The following is a 24,228-nucleotide window of genomic DNA, read 5'->3' as shown; positions in this document are numbered from 1 at the left end:
ATTACATGGAAACCATATCATCCTCTGTGGTTACACTTACAAATGGAATAGAGATGCCTTGGATAGGCCTGGGAGTGTATCAAGCAGAAGAGGGAAAAGAAGTAGAAACTGCTGTAAAAACAGCTATCGATGCAGGGTACCGAAGCATTGATACCGCTACTTTGTATGGAAACGAAGAAGGGGTAGGAAAAGCGATCAAAGACAGCGGTGTATCAGAACGCGAGTTATTCATTACAACGAAAGTATGGAATGACGATCACGGGTTTGACAATACGTTAGCGGCTTTTGAAAAATCGCGCCGGAAACTAGGAGTCGAACAAATAGACCTTTATTTAATCCACTGGCCAGTACCAGGTTTGTATAAAGAAACATGGCGGGCACTAGAGGAGTTATATAAAGAAGGCAAAGTGAGAGCAATTGGTGTCAGTAATTTCATGCAGCATCATTTGGAGGATTTAATAAAAGATGCGGAAATAAACCCAATGGTCAATCAGGTGGAATTTCATCCTCGTCTCTATCAAAAGGACTTGCAGCAATACTGTCAGAATCACCATATCCAGTTGGAGGCTTGGCGCCCATTAGGGAAAGGAGATTTACTGAATCATGAAGTGGTAACTCGTATCGCCGATAAGCATGGAAAGACACCAGCTCAAGTGTTGATTCGTTGGTGCTATGAAAACAAAGTAGTTACCATTCCAAAATCGGTCACTCCAGAACGTATTCGTTCCAATGCGCGTATATTTGATTTTTCCTTGGATTCCGAGGATATGGAAGCGATCAGTAGTATAAATGAAAACAAGCGTTACGGCTATCACCCTGATGAGTTTCCATACTAGCGTATATGATTTTACAGTTTTGTGACATTTAATGGCAATTCGTTTAAAGGACATCTCCTCCGGGAATTTTTCAAACAGGTGGAGGTGTTAATATGGCATATATCATTATTGATGATATGCAAATCCCAGCTGCAAAATTTGATCATGAAGAGACAGCGAAAGAGGAAGCCTCGGAAAAAGAGTTAGTCGTTAAAGATAATGAAGGTCACTTCTGGGTAATAGATGAAGAAAGCTATCCAAAAGTGGAGGCATTTGGTTATTCGATTGTTAAAAAACCATAAGAATAGAAGGCAAGCTGGACCGGCACATCAAAGCTGGTCCAGTTTTTTTAAAGTTTATACGTTACGTGTTTATACGCGTGTGAGCTCGAGGTCATTTTACCAGCATTGCAACGGTAAGCAATGAGGCGAAAAGTGCTTAAAATAGAAGTGCACTCTTGCGGTTAGGCAACACGGTAAGCGGAAAGAAAGTCACTTCTCCGTCATAGTGGCAGCAGGATAAGCTGTGGTATAATGCAGAATAGGATCATGGAAGAGAGAGCAGGTGATGGTGATAAATATTCCAGCTCAGAAAATTATCGAGAAAATGGAAGAAGAGCTTCTTCATCTTTCCGAGTTGTCGGAAGGGGACCAAACGGAAGCTGTTCAAGCACATGCAAGAGTTCTCCGTGCTTACTGTGATTTGCTGTTAGATGAGGAAACTAGTAAGCCAACTAAAAACAAGACAGCTAAGCAGCCAAGAGTGGGCAGTGACATCCACCGACTTTCTAACAAAGAGATATCTTCTCCATCGATACCTCAACAAGACAAGGATATTCCTTCGACGGATGGAAATTTACTCGAATTTTAATAGACGGCAGGTGTAAAGAGATGTGGAAGCTATTTGTGATATTAGGCGCTGTGAATGCCGCAATGGTAGTTGGATTTGGCGCTTTCGGGGCACATGGACTAGAAGGAAAACTATCTGAGCGACTCATGGGTGTGTATGAAACGGCCGTCCAGTATCAAACGATGCACGCTTTAGGGTTATTAGCAGTTGGTTTGATAGCTGCCTATGCCGGGAGTTCTTCAACATTATCGTGGGCAGGGTGGTTGTTGTTCATCGGTATTCTTATTTTTTCGGGAAGTTTGTATACGATGGCTTTTACGGGAATTTCATGGCTTGGTGCCATTACGCCGATAGGAGGAGTTGCTTTTATTGTCGGTTGGATCATGTTGATTATTTCCGTAGCAAAAGCATAAGAAAAAAGCTGCTGGCACGTAGAATGTCCCAGCAGCTTTTTTGTTGTTTACGAAGTTATAAGAGCTATTCGCTTGTGGGTAACTTTTGTATAAGGGTTGGCTATGTCGAGCTCCAGGCGCCATCGGCTCGAGGTTTCTTCGGTCCGTCAATGGAAAGGGAAGAGCACCTTTCCATATGCCGGTCCTCTAGGACTTGTCTCATTAGTGGTTCTTCTGCTAGTTTAACGAACGTCCTCAGTTGACCTTCTGCTAAAAGAGCAAACGTCAGGTGGGGAACTTTTGCTAAGTACACGAACGTCAGCAGTTGATCTTCTGCTAAGAGCGCAAACGTCCTGTTTGCAACGCAGAAGTCAGTACGTCGTGTACTAGCTAACGCAAAAGTCAACGCAGAAGTCAGCACATCCTGTACAAATCAAGGCGCTTGCGCTTTTGATCCGTTATGTCCTCTCTAATCGACCGAGAGTAACGGCAAGAAGAAACCCAATTACAAGAGTGATAATGCTTAGGAGTAGGAGAGTGATGTTGGCTCCTATTCCCGGAAATATTACAAACAAAGATCCGATTAACAAACCAGTCATTACAGCATAAGTGCCTGTAGGATGTTTTCTTAGAAGATGATGCAATAGTTTACTCATCACAACAATTCCAATCACTACCCCGGCACCGACTGTAAGTAAGACAGAAAACTGTAAGGAGGAAATGGCATGGATCACGGTTTCATATACTCCGAGAAGAAGCAGAATGAAAGAGCCACTGACCCCTGGTAAAATCATTGCCGAGCTGGCAAGCCAAGCAGCAAAAAAGAGATAAATGTAGTCGGCGGCAGAGAGAGAGGTAATAATCGTACCTGCGTCCTCTTCGCGGAAAAGTCCAGAGAGAATAATGAGTACAGCTGCCACAATAAGAATGAGATAATGTAACGGCCGAAACGAGTGTTTGTAATCTGCTTCTCTTAAAAGAAAAGGAATCGTACCCAATATTAGACCGATAAAGAAAAAGAAAGTAGGTTGCGGGTAATCCATCAATAGCCATTCCAAAAGATTACTTAAGCTAAAAATAGCAATACCGATGCCGAGCCCAAGAGGGATAAAAAAACCAAGCTGTTCTTTCCATCTCTTACTAAAAAAATGATTGATGGCTGCAAGCAGACGATGATAAATTCCTAAAACTAAAGCAATGGTTCCGCCGCTGACCCCTGGAATAAGATCACTGGCTCCCATCGCCATACCACGAAAAATATTTTTCCATTCAAACATAACGATTCTCCTTCGACTGAAGTTACATGCGTTGTTCTGTTTCCATTTCTATATTATAGCGTATTAACGGTCCTCTTTTTTAGAAGAGGAAGAGGAAAATTTAAAACTTCAGCGAAAAAGGGACTTTTTTCCAATGTGCTCGTATTTTGGTCATAGAAGAAATAGAGAAAACCTACAGCAGACAATGTTTGCCATAGGTTCTCTCTCTTTTTTTTGTTTAGGAGATTAATCTGCTGTTAATCAACATCAGCTACTTTTACGAGTTGTTTGCCGATATTTTCACCGGAAAACAGGCCGTTAAATGCATCAGGAATGGAGGAAAATCCTTCCTTTATCGTCTCTTCAAACTTCAATTCTCCTGAGGAGACTTTCTCTGCGAGGATAGGGTAGGCTTCGCTAAATTTGTCTGCGAAGTCGCCAACGAGAAACCCTTGCATTTTTGCGCGTGATTTAATAAGAAACCATTGTACTCGCAAACCGATATCCTGTTCGTCTTCTTTTAAATTGTACGAGGAGATGGCACCACAAACAGGGATGCGCGCGAAAGTGTTTAACAGCGGCCAGACAGCGTCTCCAATATCCCCTCCGACATTTTCAAAATAGACATCGATACCATTGGGACAAGCCTGTTTTAGCTGTTGATCCAGCTGTCCTTTCTTATAATTTACCGCGGCATCATAACCGAGTTCTTCCGTAATATATGTCGCTTTTTCATCAGAGCCTACAATACCAATGACGCGAGCTCCGGCTTGTTTGGCTAGTTGTCCGGCAATTTGGCCGACCGCACCGGCTGCTCCTGAAACAACGACGGTTTCGTTTTCTTTTGGTTCACCAATATGCATCATTCCAAAGTAGGCTGTTAACCCTGGCATCCCTAATGCTCCTAAGGCAACGCTTGGACTCAGTCCATTCGTATCGACCTTGTGTACTGTGTTTGCTTTTACAACATGGTATTCTTGAAAGGGCAAGTTTCCTCGGACAATATCTCCTTTGGACAGTTGGTCACTTTTTGATTCGATAACTTGGGAGACAATGCCACCACTTAGCGGTTCACCAACTTGGAATGGTGCAACGTATGATTCAGCTGCAGACATTCTCCCGCGCATATAGGGATCAACCGAAACATATAAAGTCTTTAACAGAACTTCCTCTTCTGAAGGTTCTTCTATCTCTACTTCTCGAAATGCAAACGTGTCCTTATCCGGTATACCGTTAGGTCTTTCTTTTAAAATAAGTTGCTTTTGCGTCATTTGCCAAATCCCTCTCTTTCTATTGATCTCTCATGAGATTATACCCTTTGTCATCAAAAAATAAAAAAAAGCTGTTCCTGGTGAGCGGAAATCCCGCTCGTGGAACAGCTTTGTTGTTATTTAGAAGCGTCCTGTGCAAGTTCGGACACCCTATACTTTTCTTAAAGATCTAAGCTTTGACGACAGAAATGTCGTTGTTTTGAACGATAACCTTAATATCTTCAATGTTATCTTCTTCGAGCATTAAGTCGGCAATGCCGTCTTCAACTTTTTCTTCAATCACGCGACGGAGAGGACGGGCACCAAATGCTGGATCATATCCTAGTTCAGCGAGCATTTCTTTTGCTTCATCGGTGACTGTCACATTCATGTCTTGTTCTTTCGCTGCCTCTATAATATCGGCCAACATAATATCAACGATTTGAACAAGATCTTCTTTAGACAGTTCGTTGAATTGAACAATGCTGTCAAAACGGTTAAGGAATTCGGGACGGAAATAATCCGAAAGAGATTCTGTAATTTTTGGCTGTACGGCTTCGTCCTCTTTTCCAAAACCGACTGTGACTTTTTTGATGCTCGATCCTGCGTTTGACGTCATGATAATGACAGTATCCTTAAAGCTGACTGTTCTTCCTTGACTGTCTGTTAAGCGGCCGTCCTCCATAATTTGAAGGAACATGTGCTGAACGTCAGGGTGAGCCTTTTCAATCTCATCCAGCAAAATGATGCTGTACGGCTTGCGGCGGACTTTTTCTGTCAGCTGGCCTGCTTCTTCGTGACCGACATATCCAGGAGGGGAACCAATAAGCTTAGACACGGAGTGTTTTTCCATATATTCACTCATGTCGAGACGAATCATGGCTTCGCTATCTCCAAACATTTCTTGTGCTAGTGATTTGGATAGTTCTGTTTTCCCGACACCGGTCGGACCAACAAATAGGAATGATCCGATAGGGCGGTTGCCGCGACGCAGACCGGCCCGGTTTCTACGAATGGCTTTTGTGACTTGTTCGACCGCTTTCTCTTGTCCAATAACTCTTGCTTGGAGACGATCAGGCAAATCTTTCATTTTTTGTTGTTCATCTTTTTGAAGACGACGAACCGGAATCCCTGTTTTATTCTCAACGATCTGTTGAATGATCTCGATGTCAACGACTGGCTGCTGGGACGCACCCTCTTTTTCAGAATCCTCGAGCTGATCTTGCAGCCTAGCTTCTTCGTCCCGCAATGCTGCAGCTTGCTCGTAGTTTTCTTGTTGGGTGGCTTTTTCTTTCTCTAACGCGATTTGTTCAAGACGTTGTTGTATTTCATTTTCGTCACCATCGCTATAGGCTAAGTTGATTTTAGAGCCTGATTCATCCATGAGATCAATGGCTTTGTCCGGAAGATAACGATCTTGAATATAACGGTTGGACAATCGCACGCAAGCTTCTATTGCTTCGTCAGAGTAAGATACTTGGTGATATTTCTCATAATTGTCCTTTAGACCTTTCAAGATTGCCACTGTATCTTCCAGGCTTGGTTCATCAACCATTACGGGTTGGAAGCGACGCTCTAATGCTGCGTCTTTTTCTATTTTGCGGTATTCTGCGATAGTCGTAGCACCGATCACTTGAATTTCACCACGAGCTAGCGCCGGTTTCATAATATTGCCGGCGTCAGAAGAGCCTTCTGCTGAACCAGCACCTACAATCTGGTGAATCTCATCAATGAAGACAATGGTGTTTTTCCGCTCTTGCAGTTCTTGTAACAGCTGTTTCATCCGTTCTTCGAATTGCCCGCGTATGCCAGTGTTAGCTACGAGGGAAGACACATCTAACAAGTATATTTCTTTGTTTTTCAGTTTGTTCGGAACGTTTCCTTCAGAGATACGCAAAGCCAATCCTTCAGCAATGGCTGTTTTACCAACGCCTGGTTCACCAATTAGTACAGGATTATTTTTGTTACGACGGTTCAATGTCTCTATGACGCGTTCCACTTCTTTGTCACGTCCGATGACAGGGTCGATCAATCCCGCACGAGCGGCATCGGAAAGGTTTTTCCCTAGGTTATCAAGCAAACCGCCGCCTCTGCCGCCACTTTGCTGGGGTTGTCCTCCTTGCTGTTGCTCCATTCCGTTCATTTGCGGATTCATCATGTCTTTAAACATTTGATCAAACGAAGAAAAATCATGATTTCCTCCGAAACCGGAAGGCTGCTTCATTTCATTTCGAACTTGTTGGTAACATACGTGACACAAATTCATTTTTTGGCGATGGCCGTTAATGTTCATATTCAATTCAATGCGAGCCTGACGAATTTGACAGTTATCACATTTTCTCATCTCAAAGAGCCTCCTTTGTATACGTATTCGTAATGACAGGAAAGGTAGTTACACCTTTTCCTTGATATAAAGTGTTTATTAGCATCTGCGCTAGATTGTTAGTTTGACTTTGACTATATTTGACTTTGTGATTTTATTATACATTGACCTTTTTTGACTTTCAAGTATTTAGTAATAAAAAAATGAAAAATAGTGATAGAAAAAGCAGCGCTCTCATGGAACGCTGCCTTTGCAGAGGAAACTATAACCGTTATGAAGGGGAAATAAACGTAGGATTAACGAGGAGAGTATTGAGATAACGCGCCAGATCCGTCATCAAATGGGTAATCATACTGAATCGATTCGTCAAATTCAACGAAATCTAAGTAAACCATTAATAAGAGATACCAGCGGCCTTGTTCTTCATCGCGAAGAACGATGTGATCACGTCCTGCTTCATCGATAATTCCCGTGAATATCCGTGACTGCCAGTCAGGATTGTTCTCAAACGTCATATAGACACGTGCTCGCTTACCCCGATTCAGTCTTAAAATATTTTCTATATACGATTGTTCAATTGGAAGCATTCCATCACCGTTTTGTTGCTGTTGTTGTTGCTGTCTAGACATGTCGGCGGGATAATATCCACCAGTGTGTTGGACAGGATATCCGTACCATGGATAATAGTTATACATTGTTTTCCTCCTTTTATCTGGTCAGTGTGTGACTGCCAGTATGATAAAAGTAGCTTCTAATACACTTCCGGACAATCAGCGTAGGTAGGGGAGAAGAAACAGTGTGCTTTAAACCTTCCAACGTTTGTCTGGCCAAACCATTCTGCGGGACACGGACCTTCGGGACGATAAAACCAGAGGGAATTCTGGGCAGGATGAAAACGTTCTCCCTGTATTAATCGCCGTGCCAACCTGATTTCCTTGTCACGCGCACGCTGATAAAAATAACTTTTTTGGACCGCTTCGAATCCCCCTGGTGATTGAAAAACCATTTGAGGAATCGTTCGAATATCCACAAAATCAATACACGCCGCTCGGACTCGGTTAACCATGACATTACCTGCTAACAACATCCCTTGTGCTCCTTCACCTTCCGCTTCTGCTCTTAACAGCCGTGCAAGCATTTTAGTGTCTTTCTCCGTTGCAGGCACCACGGCCATGAATATCACCCTGTTTCTATAAGATCAATCATCACATTATGGAATATATGAGGGGAGAGAAAGGGTTATGATGAAAATGTAAGGAGAGAAAGTTGGTTCTTTGTCAAATGTGATGGTGTGATTTAACGTTTAACGCACTTTAAAGGATTTCATAACCGTAGGAGGACGCAAAGAAAAATACTCGCTTTCCGCGGACGAACGCCCGGGCCCCCTCGCAAAGACCGTTGCGGGGTCGCGGTCGCCCGTTTTTCCGCAGGAGTCTCGCATTTTTCTTTGCTTCATATAGTCTATCTATCATTACATTAGAGCTTTTCTCGTTATCATATTTTGTTTCAATCAACCATCTAGAGTTTAAAAAGCAATAAAAAAACAGCCAAGCAGCAGAGTATATGACTCCGATACTTGACTGTAGAGGATACGAGTTCTTTAAACGTGCATAAAGGATTCGATTTTCTCTGGTTTTAAAATGTTTCCGACATAGAATGCTCCGAACTCTCCGTAACGCGCAGACACTTCATCAAAGCGCATTTCGTAAACTAATTTCTTAAATTGAAGCGCTTCATGGGCAAAGAGAGTAACACCCCATTCCCAGTCATCGAGACCGGTAGAACCAGTAATGATTTGTTTGATTTTACCAGCGTATTTACGACCGGTCATGCCGTGAGCTCGCATTAACTCACGACGATCTTTCATCGGGAGGGAGTACCAGTTGTCGTCCCCTTCACGTTTTTTATCCATTGGATAAAAACAGATGTGATTCCACTTAGGCAAGATAGGATAAATTCTTGCTCTTATTTCAGGATTTTCTGTCGGGTCACTTCCGTCTTTTGGAGGTATATAGTTTCCAAGTTCGACGACAGATACATAAGAATAGGCCGGAATCGTGTAATCAGCAATTCTTAATTTATTAAAGGCATTTTCGATTTCATTCAAATCGTTTAATGTCGGACGTAATATCATCATTAAAAGATCCGCTTTTTGACCAACGACCGTATACAGGGCATGGCTGCCTTTTTCTTCATCTTCGACTTCTTGCCAAGCTTCCAACATATCCATGAATTCATGGATCATACTTTGTCTTTCTTCACTTGGCACTTGTTTCCAAGAAGTCCAATCTATGGTACGTAAATCATGCAGGCAAAACCAACCATCCAATGTTTGAGATGCTTCACTCACTATGTATCACTCCTCAAATGGCTTTGCGTTCACTATACCACATCTTCTAACAGAGAAGAAAGCAAGAGCCAAGGGTAGGAATATAGGATATCATTCTCACAAGAAACTTAAGATAGCGAGATGTCAAGGGCTTTGTTGTTGCGTTCCATCACGCGCTGATAATTGTAATCAAACCTTTTCCATTCTTCTTCCGTGAGAGAAGAAGTTTGCAAGATGGCTCCTTGGTCTTGACACGTAGTAAGAAGACGGTAAAGTACGTCTTGAATACGGATGTTTCTTCCGTAGATTTCTGAAAGGGAAGCCATTACATCAGGTTGAATACGAGGCCATTCATACTTCGCCTTTTCGCCACGGGAAGCGCGCTCATAAAACTCTCGTAACACAGCGGCACGTTCAGAGCCGCTTCCTGTGACAGCTAAATAGATCTGGACAGCTGCGCCCCCGCGGATACGCCGTTGGGAAATCCCGGCGAATTTTTTTCCATTTATACTCAGATCGTAACTGCCCGGACAGTAGGAGCCCTCTATTTCATAGGCTTCTATCAGCCCTGGTGAATCTGCAAATACAAGTCGGATCAATTCCCACATCAAATCATAGCCTTGATGAATCGAAAACGTCTTGTCTTCTTTAAAAATCAGTGATAAATTGAAAACGCCTTCATCTAGAATAACAGCAAGGCCGCCTGAGTTTCTCACGAGTACTTGATAACCCTCTTGTTCCAAGAAGGGAATGGCATCCTTGATATAAGGCAGTCGGCTGTCTTGAATGCCAAGCATGACTGTAGGCGCATGCACCCATGCCCGCATGACTGGTACGGACGAGAGGTTCCCCGTCGAGGTGCAGAAGGTGTCATCTAAAGCGAAGGATTGAAGCGGGTGAAATTGCAGGCCTGAACTGGAATGATCGACCCAGCGCCATTTCTTATTGTGAAACATTTGTGTGACGTTCATTTTCATTACTCCGTTCTCTCTCAATCTGTTCAAATTATAGCATGAAATTATAGAGTCTAAAATAAGGAGGTCGGTTCATGGGTTAGTTGCTATCTAAAAAGGGAAAGAAATGACTAAGCGATGTAGAAAGGAGCCTGGCAATGAAATGGAGAACTTAACGAAAAAAATACTGATTGCATTAGTACTCGGTGTTATCGTAGGTCTTATTTTAAATTTTGTTCCGAGTTCGTTGTTTCGTGTGTTAGATACTTATCTCCTTGGACCCGTTGGCCAAATATTTTTAAATCTAATTCAAATGCTCGTTGTTCCAATCGTTTTTATTTCCATTGCACTGGGAACAGCAAACTTAAAAGACCCGGCTCAGATGGGACGTATCGGTGGAAAGACGATTGTATTTTATATTGTCACTACGATGATAGCGCTAGTGATCGGACTTAGTCTCGCTTACTTCATACAGCCAGGACAAGAAGGGATATTCAATACAGAAGAAGCAGAATACCAGCCAGAAGAAGCTCCGCCGATTATGGATACGTTGTTGAATATTATTCCTGACAATCCAGTGAATGCACTGGCGGAAGCAGAAATGCTCCAAATAATTGCTGTGGCTTTGTTTTTTGGTATTGCTCTTGCCAAGCTCCATGAGAAGACAGAAGGCTTACAAAAGTTATTAGAGCAAGGCAACGAAGTCATGATGTTCCTTGTAAATGTTGTCATGTATACGGCTCCTTATGGTGCATTTGCATTGATTGCTTCCGCGGTGGGAGACGCCGGAATACAAGGGTTAGGGCAAATGTTGATGTATATGCTGACCATCATTAGTGGGCTGTTGCTGCATGCCGCTCTTACTTATAGTTTTGCCATCAAATTTATCGGGAAGGCCAGTCCTTATCATTTCTTCAAAAATTTCTTCCCAGCGATGACGGTAGGGTTTAGTACGTCAAGTTCGAGCGGTACCTTGCCTATCTCCATGAAAACCGCTCAAGAACGGCTCGGAATCAGTAAGCCGGTCAGCAGTTTTGTCCAGCCGCTTGGGGCTACGATCAATATGGACGGGACAGCGATTATGCAAGCGGTGGCTACCATGTTTATCGCGCAAGTTTACGGGGTAGATCTAGCTTTTTCCCAGCTGGTTATGGTCGTTCTTACGGCGACGCTCGCAAGTATCGGAACCGCCGGTGTTCCAGGTGTCGGCCTTATTATGCTTACCATGGTATTGCAGCAAGTGGGCTTACCAGTAGAAGGAATTGCTTTAATTTTGGGAGTCGACCGTATTTTGGATATGCTCCGTACGTCTCTCAATATTACAGGAGATGCCACGTGTGCTTTCATTATTGATCGTTCAGAAAGAAAAAAACAAAGAGAACAACAAGCGTAGGGAAAAGGGCTGTGTCAAAAAGTCATGCACCATGACTGTTGAACAGCCCTTTTTTGCTGAACCTACCCTAAGAAAACCTAATGGGACAATCGGAATTGCTCGCTACAATGTTTCAAATGATTGGCTGTTTCCTCTAAGGACGTTGCAATCGTTTGGTTGTTTTGGATGAGCGTCAATTGTTTCGAAGACAAGGCAGTCATTTGAGAAGTGCTCGCTAATGTTTCCTGCGACACGCTGAGAGACGAGGCTGCTGTTTCTTCTATTTTTGGAGTGAGCGCTTCTAAATGGGATAGAGATGTTTTCATTTTCTCTAACCTTATCATCGTCGCGTCCACATTATCGATCAAATGGTTGAAAGCACTCTTAGATGAATCGGCCGCATGAATGTGTTGTCCCAACGATTGAACAATATGATTAAATTCTGCAGATACATTCTCATTAATCGATTTCATTTTTTGAATAGGTGTTTGAATGCGATCAGTAGCTTTCGTCGTTTCCTCCGCTAACTTTTTTACCTCCTGTGCTACTACCGCAAAGCCGCTTCCGGCTTGGCCGGCGCGTGCGGCTTCGATGGACGCGTTGAGGGCCAGAAGTTTCGTTTGTTCGGAAATATTTTGGATCATTTCCACTACCCCTGTAATCTGCTCGGACTGATCTTTGGCATGTTGAATCGGAGTAGTTAATGAAGAAATAGAGGCGCTCAGCGCTTTCATTGAATTCATTAGTTTCTTTATTTCTTTTTCTCCGACTTGGGCTTGTTGATTCATATCCGTCGCGCCCTGATCTAGCTGAGTGACATGCTCCATCGTGTTCGAAATTTGGACTTTCATCTCGTGAAAAGATGACGAATTGTTCTCGGAACGAATCGCTGTTTGCTCGGCACCTTCGTTTACGACTTGGATGGCGTGAGAGAGTTCGTCCGTGTTCTCGTGAATCGTCGCAGAGGAAGTGGATAAATGGTTTGCAGAGCCAGCCAATTGATCCACGGTTTGCTGTACCTCCAGAAGTAAATTCCTCATGGAATGCATCATATGATTAAAGCTTTTCGTCAAGGAAACAATTTCTGGCGCTGTCGATTGATAAGACGCTTCCTCGCTCACGTTTCCTTCCTGTACTTGACCCATGATGTCTTTTAACTGGGCTAGCGGACGTATCAGGGATTGAATCGTAAGAATAATAATAATGGCTGCGATGATAATGCTCCCCGTCACGAATGTGAACAGGATGGACCGAAGCTCGTAGATCCCTCCCATGTAGCCCTCAGTAGGTACGGCTAGTATAATGGTTTCTCGCAAATCTTGAACGTAGTCAAAGACAAGATGGAGTTCTTTTCCGTCAACGACTTTGTAAACAGAACCACTCTCTTTGTCTAAGATGTCCTCTATTTCTTCTTTATGTAAAGGCAGTTCGGCAGATTGACTAACAGCAAAAGGGCGAATGGCTGCATCCTCATCAACACGGAAAAAATTGGCGTGAAGGCCATCGCTCGTTAGTTCTGCCGCTTGCGCACGCATGCCGTAATTTATTTGCTTTTCAAATTGTTCGAGGTCATTTACATAAGAAAGCTTTAAATATTCGGCTCTTTCTTTGCTAATTTGCACTTCTCTTTTTAAACGGTCCTCATTCGCTTGCAAGAGCATGTCTTCGGCGATGGAATAACTGAAGTAACCGATCGTTCCTGTGGATAGCACTACAACCGATAAAATAGAAAGCAGAAAACGAGCCCGCAAAGACAATCGATGCAACGGGTGTTTTTCTATTTTTTCCAATGATTTTGGCTTGTTCTTTCTTTTTTTAAGAATGGGGAACAGTCGAGAATACACTGTTTTTATCCAATTCATCACAAAACCCTCCAAATGTCATAGATCTTTTAGACTGTTTTATTATCTCGTTTGGATATTAAGAAGGTATAGGAACGATGTAAAAGTTTGGTTAATTTTGTTTCCACAAGGACTAATTGGTATTACAGGCTGCTGTCGGCGGGAACAAAAAAAACAGAACCACTTCCCTGTTTTGCATCGGGAGTGACATTGGTATAATGATACACAGTATGAAAGAGGGAGCGGATGGCTGCATGGTTACAGGGAATCGCAAGCTGGAGGAAGAAAAAGTCTTTAAAGATCCGGTTCATCGATATATTCACGTAAGAGATGAGTTAATTTGGGATTTAATTGGGACAAAAGAATTTCAGCGGTTGCGCCGGATACGCCAGCTTGGTACGACGTTCTTAACCTTTCATGGAGCCGAGCATACTCGTTTTAACCATTCTCTCGGTGTATACGAGATTATGAGACGTATTATCGACGTGTTTGAAGGGCGGCCTCATTGGTCAGATGATGAACGTTTACTCTGTCTGAGTGCAGCTTTGCTTCATGATATTGGACACGGGCCTTTTTCTCATTCGTTTGAAAAAGTCTTTGATACCGATCATGAGTGGTGGACGCGCAAAATTATTGTCAGTGACACAGAAGTGAATCACGTTCTTCGCCGGATGGGGGAGGACTTTCCTCAGAAAGTAGCGGATGTGATCGAGAAAACGTACCCTAATAAATTAGTAGTCAGTCTGATTTCGAGTCAAATTGACGCGGACCGGATGGATTACTTGCAGCGGGACGCATTTTACACAGGAGTCAGCTACGGCCACTTTGATATGGAGCGTATTTTACGTGTCATGCGTCCCACCGAAGAACAAGCAGTGATCAAATACACGGGTATGCACGCCGTGGAAGACTACATTATGAGTCGCTATCAAATGTATTGGCAAGTGTACTTTCATCCGGTGACTCGGAGTGCGGAAGTAATTTTAAGTAAAATATTACAGCGGGTGAAAATGCTTCGTCTCGAAGGGTATTCGTTCAAACAGTTTCCACATCATTTTGAAGGTTTTTTTGAGGATAACTTGCCCTTGTCTGAATACTTAAAGCTTGATGAGTCCGTAGTGATGTTTTATTTCCATTGCTGGACCGAAGAGGAAGATCCGATTTTACGGGACTTATGTACCCGCTTTATGAACCGTCGTTTATTTAAATATGTAGAGTTCGACCAAGACTTTGTTATGAATGATTGGATGAAACTTCAGGAGTTATTTTTGGAGGTAGGGATTCATCCAGACTATTATCTTGTGATTGACTCATCGTCCGATTTGCCGTATGACTTTTATCGGCCTGGAGAAGAAGAGGAGCGGATTCCGATTCACTTGCTCATGCCGGACCGGAAACTTAGAGAGTTATCGAGGGAATCCGATATTGTAGAAGCGATCTCAGGAAAAAAGCGAACCGATCACAAATTGTATTATCCAGCGGAATGGCTCGATACACCAGGACACGAAAGAGAAAAACAGCAAATTAAAGACATACTTCAAGCTCATCCAGGGAAAAGAGAACCAGGCCTTTAAACAGAAAAGTAAAGTAAAAGAACTCACTACATAGATCAGGTGAAAATGGGGAAGCCGGGTTGAAGGAGGCTACAATGGTGCTGCCGGAACATGCTAAAATTATTGCGTTGTTGAAAGATGCCGGAGAAATTGTTGGCAGGAAGAAACTGCAAAAAATTGTATACATCGGGAAAAAAATGAAGTTACCGTTACAGGAAAAATATACTTTCCACGTGTATGGTCCTTATTCTGAAGAATTGACGTTGCGTGTAGAAGAGCTGTGCAGCTTAGGCTTTGTGACTGAAACGAAGGAAAAGAAAGCGGGGTATTCTCAATACCGTTATAAAATCACAAAAAATGGGGAATCCTTTATAGAAAAATTTCCCTTGACCTGGCCTCGTGAACAAGCGAGCACCATCGTTCATCAGCTGAATGGACACAGCTCTAAATTTCTTGAACTTGTATCAACGATGCTTTACTTTGATGAACTGCCAAAACCAGAGGTAAAAGAGAAAGTGTTTACCCTTAAGAAAAGCCAGAATTACACGGAGCAAGATATCCAAGAGGCATGGGAGTTTATCGAATCTTTGAATCATCTCTCTTAAGGAAGTATGATAGAAAGAGAATCTTCAATCAAAGGGGCGAGATAGATGGATAAGGATGCAGCGAAAAAAAATGAAGAAATCAAGCGCAGTCGATTTAATATATTAAGTGGTGATTCCACCGACGGTCATGGTGGTTATGGTGTCGGCGCTTTAAGCTTAGATAACGTAACTCCCGTTATTGTAGATCCGGAAGGGGACGATGCTTTCATAGATATGGGAGCCTTGCATGCCCGCTCCGCCATTGAAAAACGGGTTCGTATATTAGAGAGTCGCGACGAACTGCCGGACAGCAGGAAGTACTGGATTGTATGGGTTACTGTTCAACAAAAAGAAGGGAAGCCTCATTACGGTGGGGTGGGAGCTTGTGAATTTCTCGTAGAAAGAGAAGACAAACGTATTAAAAATGGGTACAAGAGCATGCCAGAGCACGTGAACAATATGGATAAGTCTTTAAAAGGGCGGGTCGTCGTCGATCATATGGATGATCACTCGAAGAAAATACTCGCAGCTTTTCTAAAAGGGTTTAATGAAGACATGTGGAATCATTCAACGGAAGAATTGCACCAAGCACTGACTGTGAAATAACAAACGTTGTGTGAACGATTTTTGAACATTACTTCCACATATTGTTCTTTTCATAAAATATCAATAAACTATAATTACACACACATGCACTACACATAACTAGGACACCAAAACGTGCAAGAGAGCCGATCCAGCCTCTTGCGCGTTTTGGTTTTTTCGATAGGAAGGAAAGTATCAATGGTTAGCGGTCTGTGTTTAGCTGCGGCGTCCAGCTACTCGAGGTCGCTTCAACCCTCTCTGCGGCGGCACGGCCTCCTCAGGCCCACAGGTGAATGTTCTTTTGCTAAAAGCGCAAACGGTACTGTTTGCAACGCAAAAGTCAGCACATCCTGTGCAAGCCAGTTCGACGTTGTCACAGGAACTTCCGCAGGAGGCGGTGGCTTCTACGTTGCCCACATGATGTGGGCGATTTTAGTAGAAGTTCCTTTTTCATTAGTCGAACAACCTTCTCCAGCGCTAGTCGCCGATAAGCAGGCGCTTTCGCTTTTCTTTATTGTCTAGCTTCAGCGCCCAGCCACTCGGGAGGCCCACACGATGTGGGTCAGATCGGCGTTGTCTCAGGACGAGACGGCTTTAGCCGATCTTCCATCTGGTCCATTCAAAGAAAGCAAAAATCGGCTTTCTTTGCTGCCCCTCCAGAACCTGTCGCGGGCCCACAGGACGTGGGTCAGTTCGACGTTGTCACAGGAACTTCCGCAGGAGGCGGTGGCTTCTACGTTGCCCACACGATGTGGGCGATTTTAGTAGAAGTTCCTTTTTCTTTAGTCGAACATCCTTACTCGCCTTCGCTTTTCTTATTGTCTAGCTTCAGCGCCCAGACGCTCTGGGTTTCTTCGGTGCAGACAATGAAAGCAAAAATCGGCTTTCTTTGCTGGCCCTCCAGAACCTGTCGCGTCTGAGCAGGGCGCTTTCGCTTTTCTATATTGTCTAGCTGCGGCGTCCAGCCACTCGGGGTTTCTTCGGTCCATTCAAAGAAAGCAAAAATCGGCTTTCTTTGCTGGCCCTCCAGAACCTGTCGTGGCTGATCGGGACGCCTCCGCTTTTCTTTATTCCAGCCATTTTTTTAAACGGTCAAAAAATCTTTCTTCTTTTTTCTCTAGTTCTTCTTCTTTGTTATTTTCTTCCGCTTTTTCTTCATTCATTTTTCCCGAACAGGAGCGGCGAGGTTCTGTTCCTTTCTCAAAGGCGACGGTGCGGGCGGGGCCGCATTCTTCAGAAGCTAAGAATCCTGTCTCCGGATCTATCTCTACCTTTACAACCCCTTCAGGCGGAGGAAAAGCAAGTTTTAACTCTTCTGACAGACCTTCTCTCATAAAGTTAGCCCAGATTCGTTTTGAAATTTGTCCTTCCTGGGCATGGTTGAGTTCCCGGTTATCGTCGTATCCCACCCAAACCCCGGTGACAAGCTGCGGGGCAAATCCAGCCATCCAGCTGTCATATGTCGTTGATCCGCTTTTCCCAGCGAGAGGACGGTTGACTAAATGAGCGATCGAGTGACCAGTAGCGGAAGTATAACTATTCAGAGAGGTGTCAAACACGCGTTGCATCATGTTCGTCAGGACATATGTTTTTTTGGCATCAAATACTTGCTTTTTCTCTTGTTCCGTTTCTACTAAAACGTTTCCTTCCGCATCTGTTATTTTTTGAATAAATCGGGGCTCGACTTGATAGCCGCCGTTCGCGATTGCGCTGTAACCGGCAGTTAAATCAAGAATACGGACATTTTGCGTACCCAGTGCCAGGGAAGGGATCGGAGAAAAGTCAGAGGTGATACCTGCTCGCTCTGTTGTCTCCACCAATGCTTCTGGCCCAAGATATAAATGGGTTTTTACAGCAAAAATGTTATCAGACACTGCTAATGCTTCTTCCATGTTAATAAAGTCGTTGGCATACAATTCTGCGTAATTGCCAGGCGAGTAGATTTCTCCATTTTCCCCAGTTTCGAATTCGCTCGGCTCACTGCGAAAGGACGTAAGAGGGGTAAATCCATCCTCCAGCGCTGCATAATATAAAAAAGGTTTTAAAGCGGAACCAGGCGGGCGAGCTGCTTCGGTCGCACGGTTGAAGGTGCTCTCCTCGTAGTTTTTACCACCAACAAGGGCTCTTACTTCTCCGCTGTTAGGATCCATAGCGACTAGCGCTCCTTGCAATTCCGACTCCTTCGGTATTTCCTGCTTTACCCATCTCTCTGCTTTTTCTTGAAGCTCCGGGTCGAGTGTTGTGTAAATATGCAGACCGCCTTGTTCGATCACTGCGGGATCCAAGCCATATTTTTCATCAAGCTGGCGTTCGATAACGTCTTGAAAATAAGGACCGATCCGATCATCGGCCAGTTGACCAGGACGTTCTAGGAGAAGGGGAGCATTTTCCGCTTCCACCTTTTCATTTTCGGTGATCACTCCCGTTGTTTCCATCGCCTGTAAGATGAGACTCTGTCTTTCTTGCGCACGTTCCGGATAAGAAAAAGGAGAATAATAGGATGGCCCTTTTGGTACGCCCGCTAATAGAGACGCTTCTGATAAAGACAGGTCACTAGCAGGTTTATCAAAATACAGGCGCGATGCCGCCTCAATGCCGTATGCCCCGTGTCCAAAATAAATGGTGTTCAAATAGCCTTCTAGAATGTCTTCTTTATCGTAATGAGCTTCGAGACGAAGAGCGTAGAGCGCTTCTTCTACCTTTCTCGCCCACGTTTTCTCATGGGATAAGAATAAATTCCTGGCATACTGCTGAGTAATGGTACTAGCTCCTTGAGACTTTGTCCCTGTCCGAATGTTGGCTGCAAGTGCAGAAGCTATACGTGGGAAGTCAAAGCCTGTATGCTCAAAGAATTCACGATCTTCAATTGCTATCATGGCATTTATTAAATGAGGAGAGATTTCATCGAGCTCGCTCCAGTATCGTTTTTTTCCGTTCTGGTGTTCTCCAATAATAGAATGATCTGCCCCATAAAACACAGTCGTTTGGTTTACTTCAATAGGGGGTGCCGGTAGTACCTTCGCGCCTCCCATGACGAGAAGAGCACCGCTTGCGAGAAAAATGCCTAGCGTTAAAACCGCTCTGAAGAAAAGGCGCCATGTTCCAATTCGTTTCGGGTAAGGTTTCTTTTTTCGCAATGCCGTATTCATTTCCTTCCCCTCCTTTCCAACCGGGCAACGATGGCCGCCCGCAAGAACAAAACAATTTTTTATCCAGTTTTGGTATATTTCTAGCCTTTTAAACCAAAGGAATAAAAAAAAGCTGGCTTCAGCCAGCGGGAGGGGAAGATTTGATTTACTTTCTGCTCTCTACAAAAGGTTTAATTGCTTGAAAGTGGTCATGAGGATCAATGCTGTTCCCGGTAATAAGGACCACAGCCGGGCCGCGTGGCTTTACGAGTCTATCGATTAAGGCACTTACACCAACTGCGGCAGCGCCTTCCACGATCAGTCGATGTCGTTCATACAAAAAAGCCATCCCACGAGCGATCGACTCTTCGGATAAGCGAATTCTTTCGTCGACGTAACGAGTGGAGAGTGTCAATGTATACTGATTATCGAGACCAATGCCCCCTAAGAGACTGTCTGCATAGGTGGGGTGTTCAGGGACGTGAACCGGCTTTCCGGCTAAAATGCTCTCATCCATGGCAGCTCCTTTTTCTACGCATAACCCCGTAATGTGGATCGAGGGATCTGTTTCTTTCAAAGAAAGGCCTACTCCTGACAACAATCCTCCACCTGATAAACCCCCGAGTACGTATTCTACGTCTGGTAATTCCTCTACTATTTCCAGCCCCATCGTTCCTTGTCCGGCAATGATCAGAGGGTGATCAAATGGAGGGATGAGCGTTAATCCTTCTTCTCGTTGGAGCCGGGCGCATATTTCTGCCGCTTCATCCTGGGAATTGCCTTCAATATGCAGCTCGGCTCCACTTTCTTTCAATGCTTGAATTTTTGCCGCCGGGACTCGTTCTGACACACAAATGACCGCGCGAATACCCAAGTTGGCAGCGGCATACGCGACCGCAAACCCATGGTTCCCTGTGGAAAATGTCACGACACCGCGGTCTTGTTCTTCATTGCTGAGAGAATGAATCATATTGGTCGCTCCTCGTAGTTTGAAGGAGCCCGTCGCTTGCAGCTGTTCAAGCTTCAAATAAACAGGGACGCCAGCGAGGTCCGTGAGTGGCGCAGAGTAAAGAAGAGGAGTGGGCGGCAGAAAAGCCTGCACTCGTTTTTTAGCTTTCCAAACATCTTTCAATGTCATAGGAGCCTTCATGAAAATTTCCCCCTTTTCTTCTTAGAAAATAATATAAGTTCGTCTTGGAAGCTGAGGAGAGGCGTGGTGTGTCAGTGAGACCAAAGCACACATTCTTAGCGAACGTCCATGCGGGTGCCTTGCGCTTTTCTTTAAAAAGGTGTGGCAGATCACTACCTTCAGAATAAATTGAATAATAAACCACTGTCTACTTTCTAGATATGATTTTTTCTTCATAACATGTAAAAAAAGATGAATGCGACGGAGATTTTTTAAGAAGAAGAGATGAAAGCCTGTCCTGTTGTGTTGGTATGTTCGAGATCCAGTGGTCGAGGTCGCTTTCTCTTTCTCTCGGCGGCAAGCTTCCTCGGTGGGTCTCTAAAATCATATAAGTGTTGTTTTACTAAAAGCGCAATTATCTGATATGGAACTTTGCACTTTCTTAGAAAAGGCCGCCAGATGGCAAAGGGGGGAGCGTTCATGCGGTCCTTGAAAAAGTTTTCGAAAGCAGAATACGGGGAGCGGCTGCAAAAAGTAAAAAAGAAAATGGAGAAAAAAGGGCTCGATGCACTATTCATTAGTGACCCCGCTAATATGAATTATCTTACGGGGTATGATGGCTGGTCGTTTTATGTACCGCAAATGGTTCTCGTTTTTTTGGAGGACGAGGAACCATACTGGTTTGGCCGTGCTCAAGACGCAAACGGAGCTCGTGCCACCGCGTGGTTGTCGCCATCTCAGCTATTGTCCTATAGTGATGAATATGTCCATGCAAAGTCGAAACATCCAATGGAAGTGCTTGCTGCGTGGGTAAAAGAAAAGAAAAAAAATATCAAACGTGTTGGCGTCGAGATGGATGCCTACTATTTCTCGCCACGAGCGTTCGAGTGTTTACAAACAGGGTGCTTTTGGATAAACTTTGCCGATGCGCAGCACGTAGTGAATGAAATACGCATGATTAAATCCGATCAGGAAATCCTATATATGAAAAAGGCGGGGACCATCGCGGAAAGGGCAATGAAAGCAGGAGTCGATGTGGCAAAGGAAGGAGCTCGCGTTTGTGATATTGCCGCAGCTATTGCGCAAGCCCAAATTAGCGGTACTCCTGATGCCGGCGGGGATTATCCTTCCATTGTTCCTCTTATACCGGCAGGCTCTTTGACATTCGCTCCTCATGTCACGTGGACGGATGAGCGGCTCAAACAAGGAGATCCATTAATTATTGAATTGGCTGGTTGTTTTCATCGTTATCATGCCCCGCTTGCACGCACAGTAACCGTTGGGAAAATGGGAGACCGCTTTCTTTCTTTGGTACGTGCTGTAATGGAAGGAATAGAAGCGGTATTGGAACAAATCAAGCCTGGGATCACATGTGAAGAAGTAGAAGACACTTGGCAGCGAGTGATAAAAAAGCACGGGTTTACAAAAGATTCTCGGATTGGATACTCGATTGGATTGAATTACCCTCCGGATTGGGGAGAACACACCGCCTCATTGCGACCTGGCGATCAAACGATCCTCCAGCCTAATATGGCTTTTCATTTAATGCCCGGTGTGTGGCTGGATGATATTGGAGTAGAAATTAGTGAAAGTTTTGTTGTGACAGAGAATGGATGTGAAACCCTCAGTCAGTTTCCACGGCTTCTTTCCTCATAAGGCGGGGGAACAGGCTTTTCACTGGCTTAGATGGGAAGCGGAAAGAGATGATGGAAAAAGTCGGAAGTTGCCCAAAAGAGAAACATCTTTTTGAACAGTACTAGTTACATTCACACCGGGAAAAACCCGTCAGTAGTGAGTGATATCATTTTTCGTTTATCTCCGGCCTCTGTCTTATCATTCCAGGTGCCAAACCCCATTCCTTCTTGATGATGGGTGTGTTTGGTTTCCTTCCCAAAAAGTGAAAGGCAATTCACCTCCTCTTTTGCAGATACTATGCCTGTGAGAGGAGGATGCAAGGTGAAGACGAATGCATTTTTTGCAGAAGCAAAAGCAGCATTAGAAGAACGATTACGAGATATTCAACAATATACGGATGACAGGCTCGGTATGTCGGCGGAGTTTGCCCAGGAATCCATGAGCGAACTATCCAACTACGATAATCATCCTGCTGATAATGGCACGGAGCTTTATGAAAGAGAAAAAGACCTCGCATTAGAGCAGCATGCGGATCGGGAACAGGCACGTATAAAAAAAGCCCTGCAGGCTATTGCTGACGGGACATACGGGACATGTGAAAAATGCGGGAAGGATATTCCGCTTGAACGCTTGCGATCGGAGCCTGCTGCTCTTCAGTGTGTTCATCACGCGTACCAGGACAATGACCCAGATGATCGTCCTTCAGAGGAAGACCGTCTTATTCCCGGAAAAGGTGGGTTTACGGACGTTCCAGAAGATGATATTGAAAATGAGCGTTTTGATGCAGAAGAATCCTGGGAGTTAGCCGCAGCGTACGGCACCTCAGATACTCCGTCCGATACGTTTAATCCGTCAGAAGTGTATGAAGGGATGTTTGGCGATGGGGAAAGCGGCAGCGGAAAAGAAGAAGTATTTGAAGGATATACGATGCTTGACGATGAAGGCCGTCCCATTCATTTTGACCGAGATATTGATTACTCTGAGTATTTTTTACGAAGATAACAGGAAGGAAGATGCGGCGCCCGCTTTTAGGGCGCTTGTATTTTTTGGGATCTCTCCTAAAATGAAACCACCTCAATATCGGCGAGGTCCGCAAATTGTAAGTATACAACCCCTTGATCCGTGATAAGATGAAATTGTCTCTGCTCGTGATTAATGTAGTGACACGTTCCTGTGAAAGAAGAAAAAAATCCATCTTTCCAATACGTAAAGGAAAGTGTTGCGTTGTCACGCATAGCTTCTCCCAAGAGCCACTCCAATTCCTCCCAGCGTTGAGGATCAAGCTCCGGTTTTTTCTCTTTTGTTTGTTGTTCCTGGTAGTGGAGCCATTGTTCCCGGTGTTCGGGAAGGATCATACGAGATGACTCCCAACGGACATTCGAACCAGGTGTCAGTTTATTTCCTCTCATCACTATCCCCTCCTCTTCTCATTATACACGAACATAAGTTCTTATAAACCCTTCAATTTTTGCCAGTGTGGTTGAATGTACCAGAAAGCAGGAAAAGGATAGGTAGATGTTAAACTAAGAAATAAGGGAAAGGATGGTGACACAATGCGATGCCGATTATTTGTGTAGAGGGACCACCGGCTGTCGGGAAAACGACGGTTTCTCTAGAACTCGAAGATACATATAGTTGTTATACAATACCAGCGGTGAATCTAAAAACCCTACAGCTTCATGACATGGGTTTGATGGGGTGGCAGGAATTATGTGAGGAACAGATGGAACGCTGGGAACTCGCTGTGAGAAAATCGGCAGAGCATGCCGTCGTTGTACTCGACGGAGATATTTTCTGGCCATTGTTCCTATGCGGGTTTATAAACAGTCCCTACAAAACACAGATAAATGATATGTTTCAGCAAGCGTTTATGGAGAAAAAGCTTGGAATACCAGATCGCTATTTTTATTTGTATGCGAGCGAACAAACATTGCGAAGAAGAGCAGTAACGACTTTGTCTCCGAGCATTACATATACAACAGCACTCGAAGATTTATTTTATGAACATAGGGGGTTTTATCGTCGTTTTTCAAGGGCCTTTCCGGGGTCCGTTTATGAGATCCAAGCTGCTCACGAAAGAAAAGCAGCTCAACAAATAATGAAAAACATACCATCCTTCCCTTGGGACAGAGGAAATATAGAGAAATTTCAATGCATAAAACAACATAGCTTGAGAAACATTAGAGAGTCACTTGACTAGCGTCAAATTTTTAGTAAAATTACATTTAGTAATG

At 44.0% G+C, this 24,228-nt stretch carries 23 protein-coding genes; 12 read left to right on the top strand and 11 right to left on the bottom strand.

Going from position 1 to position 24,228, the window contains the following annotated elements:
- Positions 1-5 precede the first annotated feature (5 nt).
- The 4 genes from BM095_RS07405 to BM095_RS07390 all read left to right on the top strand — a co-directional run bounded on the left by BM095_RS07405 (position 6) and on the right by BM095_RS07390 (position 2,077).
- Complete coding sequence (locus BM095_RS07405; protein WP_091659576.1) at positions 6-836, top strand: aldo/keto reductase; 831 nt, start codon at positions 6-8, stop codon at positions 834-836.
- Between the two features lie 92 nt (positions 837-928).
- Positions 929-1,117, top strand: coding sequence for a hypothetical protein (locus BM095_RS07400; protein WP_091659573.1), 189 nt, complete (start codon positions 929-931; stop codon positions 1,115-1,117).
- A 265-nt stretch (positions 1,118-1,382) separates the two neighbouring features.
- Positions 1,383-1,685: a DUF5327 family protein gene (locus BM095_RS07395; protein ID WP_091659571.1), complete on the top strand. Its 303-nt coding sequence runs from the start codon at positions 1,383-1,385 to the stop codon at positions 1,683-1,685.
- A gap of 20 nt (positions 1,686-1,705) precedes the next feature.
- Positions 1,706-2,077, top strand: a complete 372-nt coding sequence (locus tag BM095_RS07390; protein ID WP_091659568.1) for a DUF423 domain-containing protein — start codon at positions 1,706-1,708, stop codon at positions 2,075-2,077.
- Between the two features lie 437 nt (positions 2,078-2,514).
- Here BM095_RS07390 and BM095_RS07380 read toward each other — a convergent pair whose 3' ends face one another.
- The 7 genes from BM095_RS07380 to BM095_RS07350 all read right to left on the bottom strand — a co-directional run bounded on the left by BM095_RS07380 (position 2,515) and on the right by BM095_RS07350 (position 10,185).
- Positions 2,515-3,333: a DUF368 domain-containing protein gene (locus BM095_RS07380; protein WP_091659563.1), complete on the bottom strand. Its 819-nt coding sequence runs from the start codon at positions 3,331-3,333 to the stop codon at positions 2,515-2,517.
- 236 nt (positions 3,334-3,569) lie between these two features.
- The gene (locus BM095_RS07375; RefSeq protein ID WP_091659560.1) at positions 3,570-4,583 is read right to left on the bottom strand and encodes an NADP-dependent oxidoreductase; all 1,014 of its coding nucleotides are present in this window, start codon (positions 4,581-4,583) and stop codon (positions 3,570-3,572) included.
- A 169-nt stretch (positions 4,584-4,752) separates the two neighbouring features.
- Positions 4,753-6,906, bottom strand: coding sequence for an ATP-dependent Clp protease ATP-binding subunit (locus BM095_RS07370; protein ID WP_091659557.1), 2,154 nt, complete (start codon positions 6,904-6,906; stop codon positions 4,753-4,755).
- Between the two features lie 275 nt (positions 6,907-7,181).
- A complete protein-coding gene (gene gerQ, locus BM095_RS07365; RefSeq protein ID WP_091659555.1) occupies positions 7,182-7,580 on the bottom strand; it encodes a spore coat protein GerQ in 399 nt (132 codons plus the stop codon).
- 56 nt (positions 7,581-7,636) lie between these two features.
- Positions 7,637-8,059 (bottom strand): cell wall hydrolase, encoded by a 423-nt coding sequence (locus BM095_RS07360; protein ID WP_091659553.1) that lies wholly within the window; start codon positions 8,057-8,059, stop codon positions 7,637-7,639.
- A 426-nt stretch (positions 8,060-8,485) separates the two neighbouring features.
- A complete protein-coding gene (gene hemQ, locus BM095_RS07355; protein ID WP_091659550.1) occupies positions 8,486-9,235 on the bottom strand; it encodes a hydrogen peroxide-dependent heme synthase in 750 nt (249 codons plus the stop codon).
- A 107-nt stretch (positions 9,236-9,342) separates the two neighbouring features.
- Positions 9,343-10,185 (bottom strand): lipoate--protein ligase family protein, encoded by an 843-nt coding sequence (locus BM095_RS07350; RefSeq protein WP_091659548.1) that lies wholly within the window; start codon positions 10,183-10,185, stop codon positions 9,343-9,345.
- Positions 10,186-10,330: 145 nt separating this feature from the next.
- Between BM095_RS07350 and BM095_RS07345 the strand changes: the two genes are divergently transcribed.
- Entirely contained in the window at positions 10,331-11,560 is a 1,230-nt protein-coding gene (locus BM095_RS07345) for a dicarboxylate/amino acid:cation symporter (protein ID WP_091659545.1), read from the top strand.
- A 77-nt stretch (positions 11,561-11,637) separates the two neighbouring features.
- Here BM095_RS07345 and BM095_RS07340 read toward each other — a convergent pair whose 3' ends face one another.
- Positions 11,638-13,401 carry a methyl-accepting chemotaxis protein gene (locus BM095_RS07340; RefSeq protein ID WP_091659543.1) on the bottom strand — a complete coding sequence of 588 codons (1,764 nt, stop codon included), beginning with the start codon at positions 13,399-13,401 and terminating at the stop codon, positions 11,638-11,640.
- A 233-nt stretch (positions 13,402-13,634) separates the two neighbouring features.
- On the opposite strand from BM095_RS07340, the gene BM095_RS07335 reads away from it, so the two are divergent.
- The 4 genes from BM095_RS07335 to BM095_RS07315 all read left to right on the top strand — a co-directional run bounded on the left by BM095_RS07335 (position 13,635) and on the right by BM095_RS07315 (position 17,022).
- A complete protein-coding gene (locus BM095_RS07335; protein ID WP_091659869.1) occupies positions 13,635-14,954 on the top strand; it encodes an HD domain-containing protein in 1,320 nt (439 codons plus the stop codon).
- 77 nt (positions 14,955-15,031) lie between these two features.
- Positions 15,032-15,538: a YwgA family protein gene (locus tag BM095_RS07330; RefSeq protein WP_091659866.1), complete on the top strand. Its 507-nt coding sequence runs from the start codon at positions 15,032-15,034 to the stop codon at positions 15,536-15,538.
- 45 nt (positions 15,539-15,583) lie between these two features.
- A complete protein-coding gene (locus BM095_RS07325; protein ID WP_091659540.1) occupies positions 15,584-16,123 on the top strand; it encodes a YwhD family protein in 540 nt (179 codons plus the stop codon).
- A 536-nt stretch (positions 16,124-16,659) separates the two neighbouring features.
- Positions 16,660-17,022: a hypothetical protein gene (locus BM095_RS07315; RefSeq protein ID WP_091659535.1), complete on the top strand. Its 363-nt coding sequence runs from the start codon at positions 16,660-16,662 to the stop codon at positions 17,020-17,022.
- A gap of 147 nt (positions 17,023-17,169) precedes the next feature.
- Here the strand turns inward: BM095_RS07315 and BM095_RS07310 are convergent, their stop codons facing one another.
- Positions 17,170-19,251 (bottom strand): transglycosylase domain-containing protein, encoded by a 2,082-nt coding sequence (locus BM095_RS07310; protein WP_091659532.1) that lies wholly within the window; start codon positions 19,249-19,251, stop codon positions 17,170-17,172.
- A 145-nt stretch (positions 19,252-19,396) separates the two neighbouring features.
- Positions 19,397-20,380, bottom strand: coding sequence for a hydroxyectoine utilization dehydratase EutB (gene eutB / locus BM095_RS07305; protein WP_091659529.1), 984 nt, complete (start codon positions 20,378-20,380; stop codon positions 19,397-19,399).
- Between the two features lie 459 nt (positions 20,381-20,839).
- On the opposite strand from eutB, the gene BM095_RS07300 reads away from it, so the two are divergent.
- Positions 20,840-22,015 carry a M24 family metallopeptidase gene (locus tag BM095_RS07300; protein ID WP_091659527.1) on the top strand — a complete coding sequence of 392 codons (1,176 nt, stop codon included), beginning with the start codon at positions 20,840-20,842 and terminating at the stop codon, positions 22,013-22,015.
- Between the two features lie 300 nt (positions 22,016-22,315).
- The gene (locus BM095_RS07295) at positions 22,316-22,996 is read left to right on the top strand and encodes a TraR/DksA C4-type zinc finger protein (RefSeq protein WP_177194746.1); all 681 of its coding nucleotides are present in this window, start codon (positions 22,316-22,318) and stop codon (positions 22,994-22,996) included.
- 56 nt (positions 22,997-23,052) lie between these two features.
- Here BM095_RS07295 and BM095_RS07290 read toward each other — a convergent pair whose 3' ends face one another.
- Positions 23,053-23,403, bottom strand: coding sequence for a YolD-like family protein (locus BM095_RS07290; RefSeq protein ID WP_091659522.1), 351 nt, complete (start codon positions 23,401-23,403; stop codon positions 23,053-23,055).
- A gap of 149 nt (positions 23,404-23,552) precedes the next feature.
- Between BM095_RS07290 and BM095_RS07285 the strand changes: the two genes are divergently transcribed.
- Positions 23,553-24,194: a DEAD/DEAH box helicase family protein gene (locus BM095_RS07285; RefSeq protein WP_091659519.1), complete on the top strand. Its 642-nt coding sequence runs from the start codon at positions 23,553-23,555 to the stop codon at positions 24,192-24,194.
- Positions 24,195-24,228 lie beyond the last annotated feature (34 nt).

Source organism: Alteribacillus iranensis (genome assembly GCF_900113025.1).
Taxonomy (GTDB): Bacteria; Bacillota; Bacilli; order Bacillales; family Marinococcaceae; genus Alteribacillus_A; species Alteribacillus_A iranensis.
This window is presented reverse-complemented; position numbering and strand designations above follow the sequence as displayed.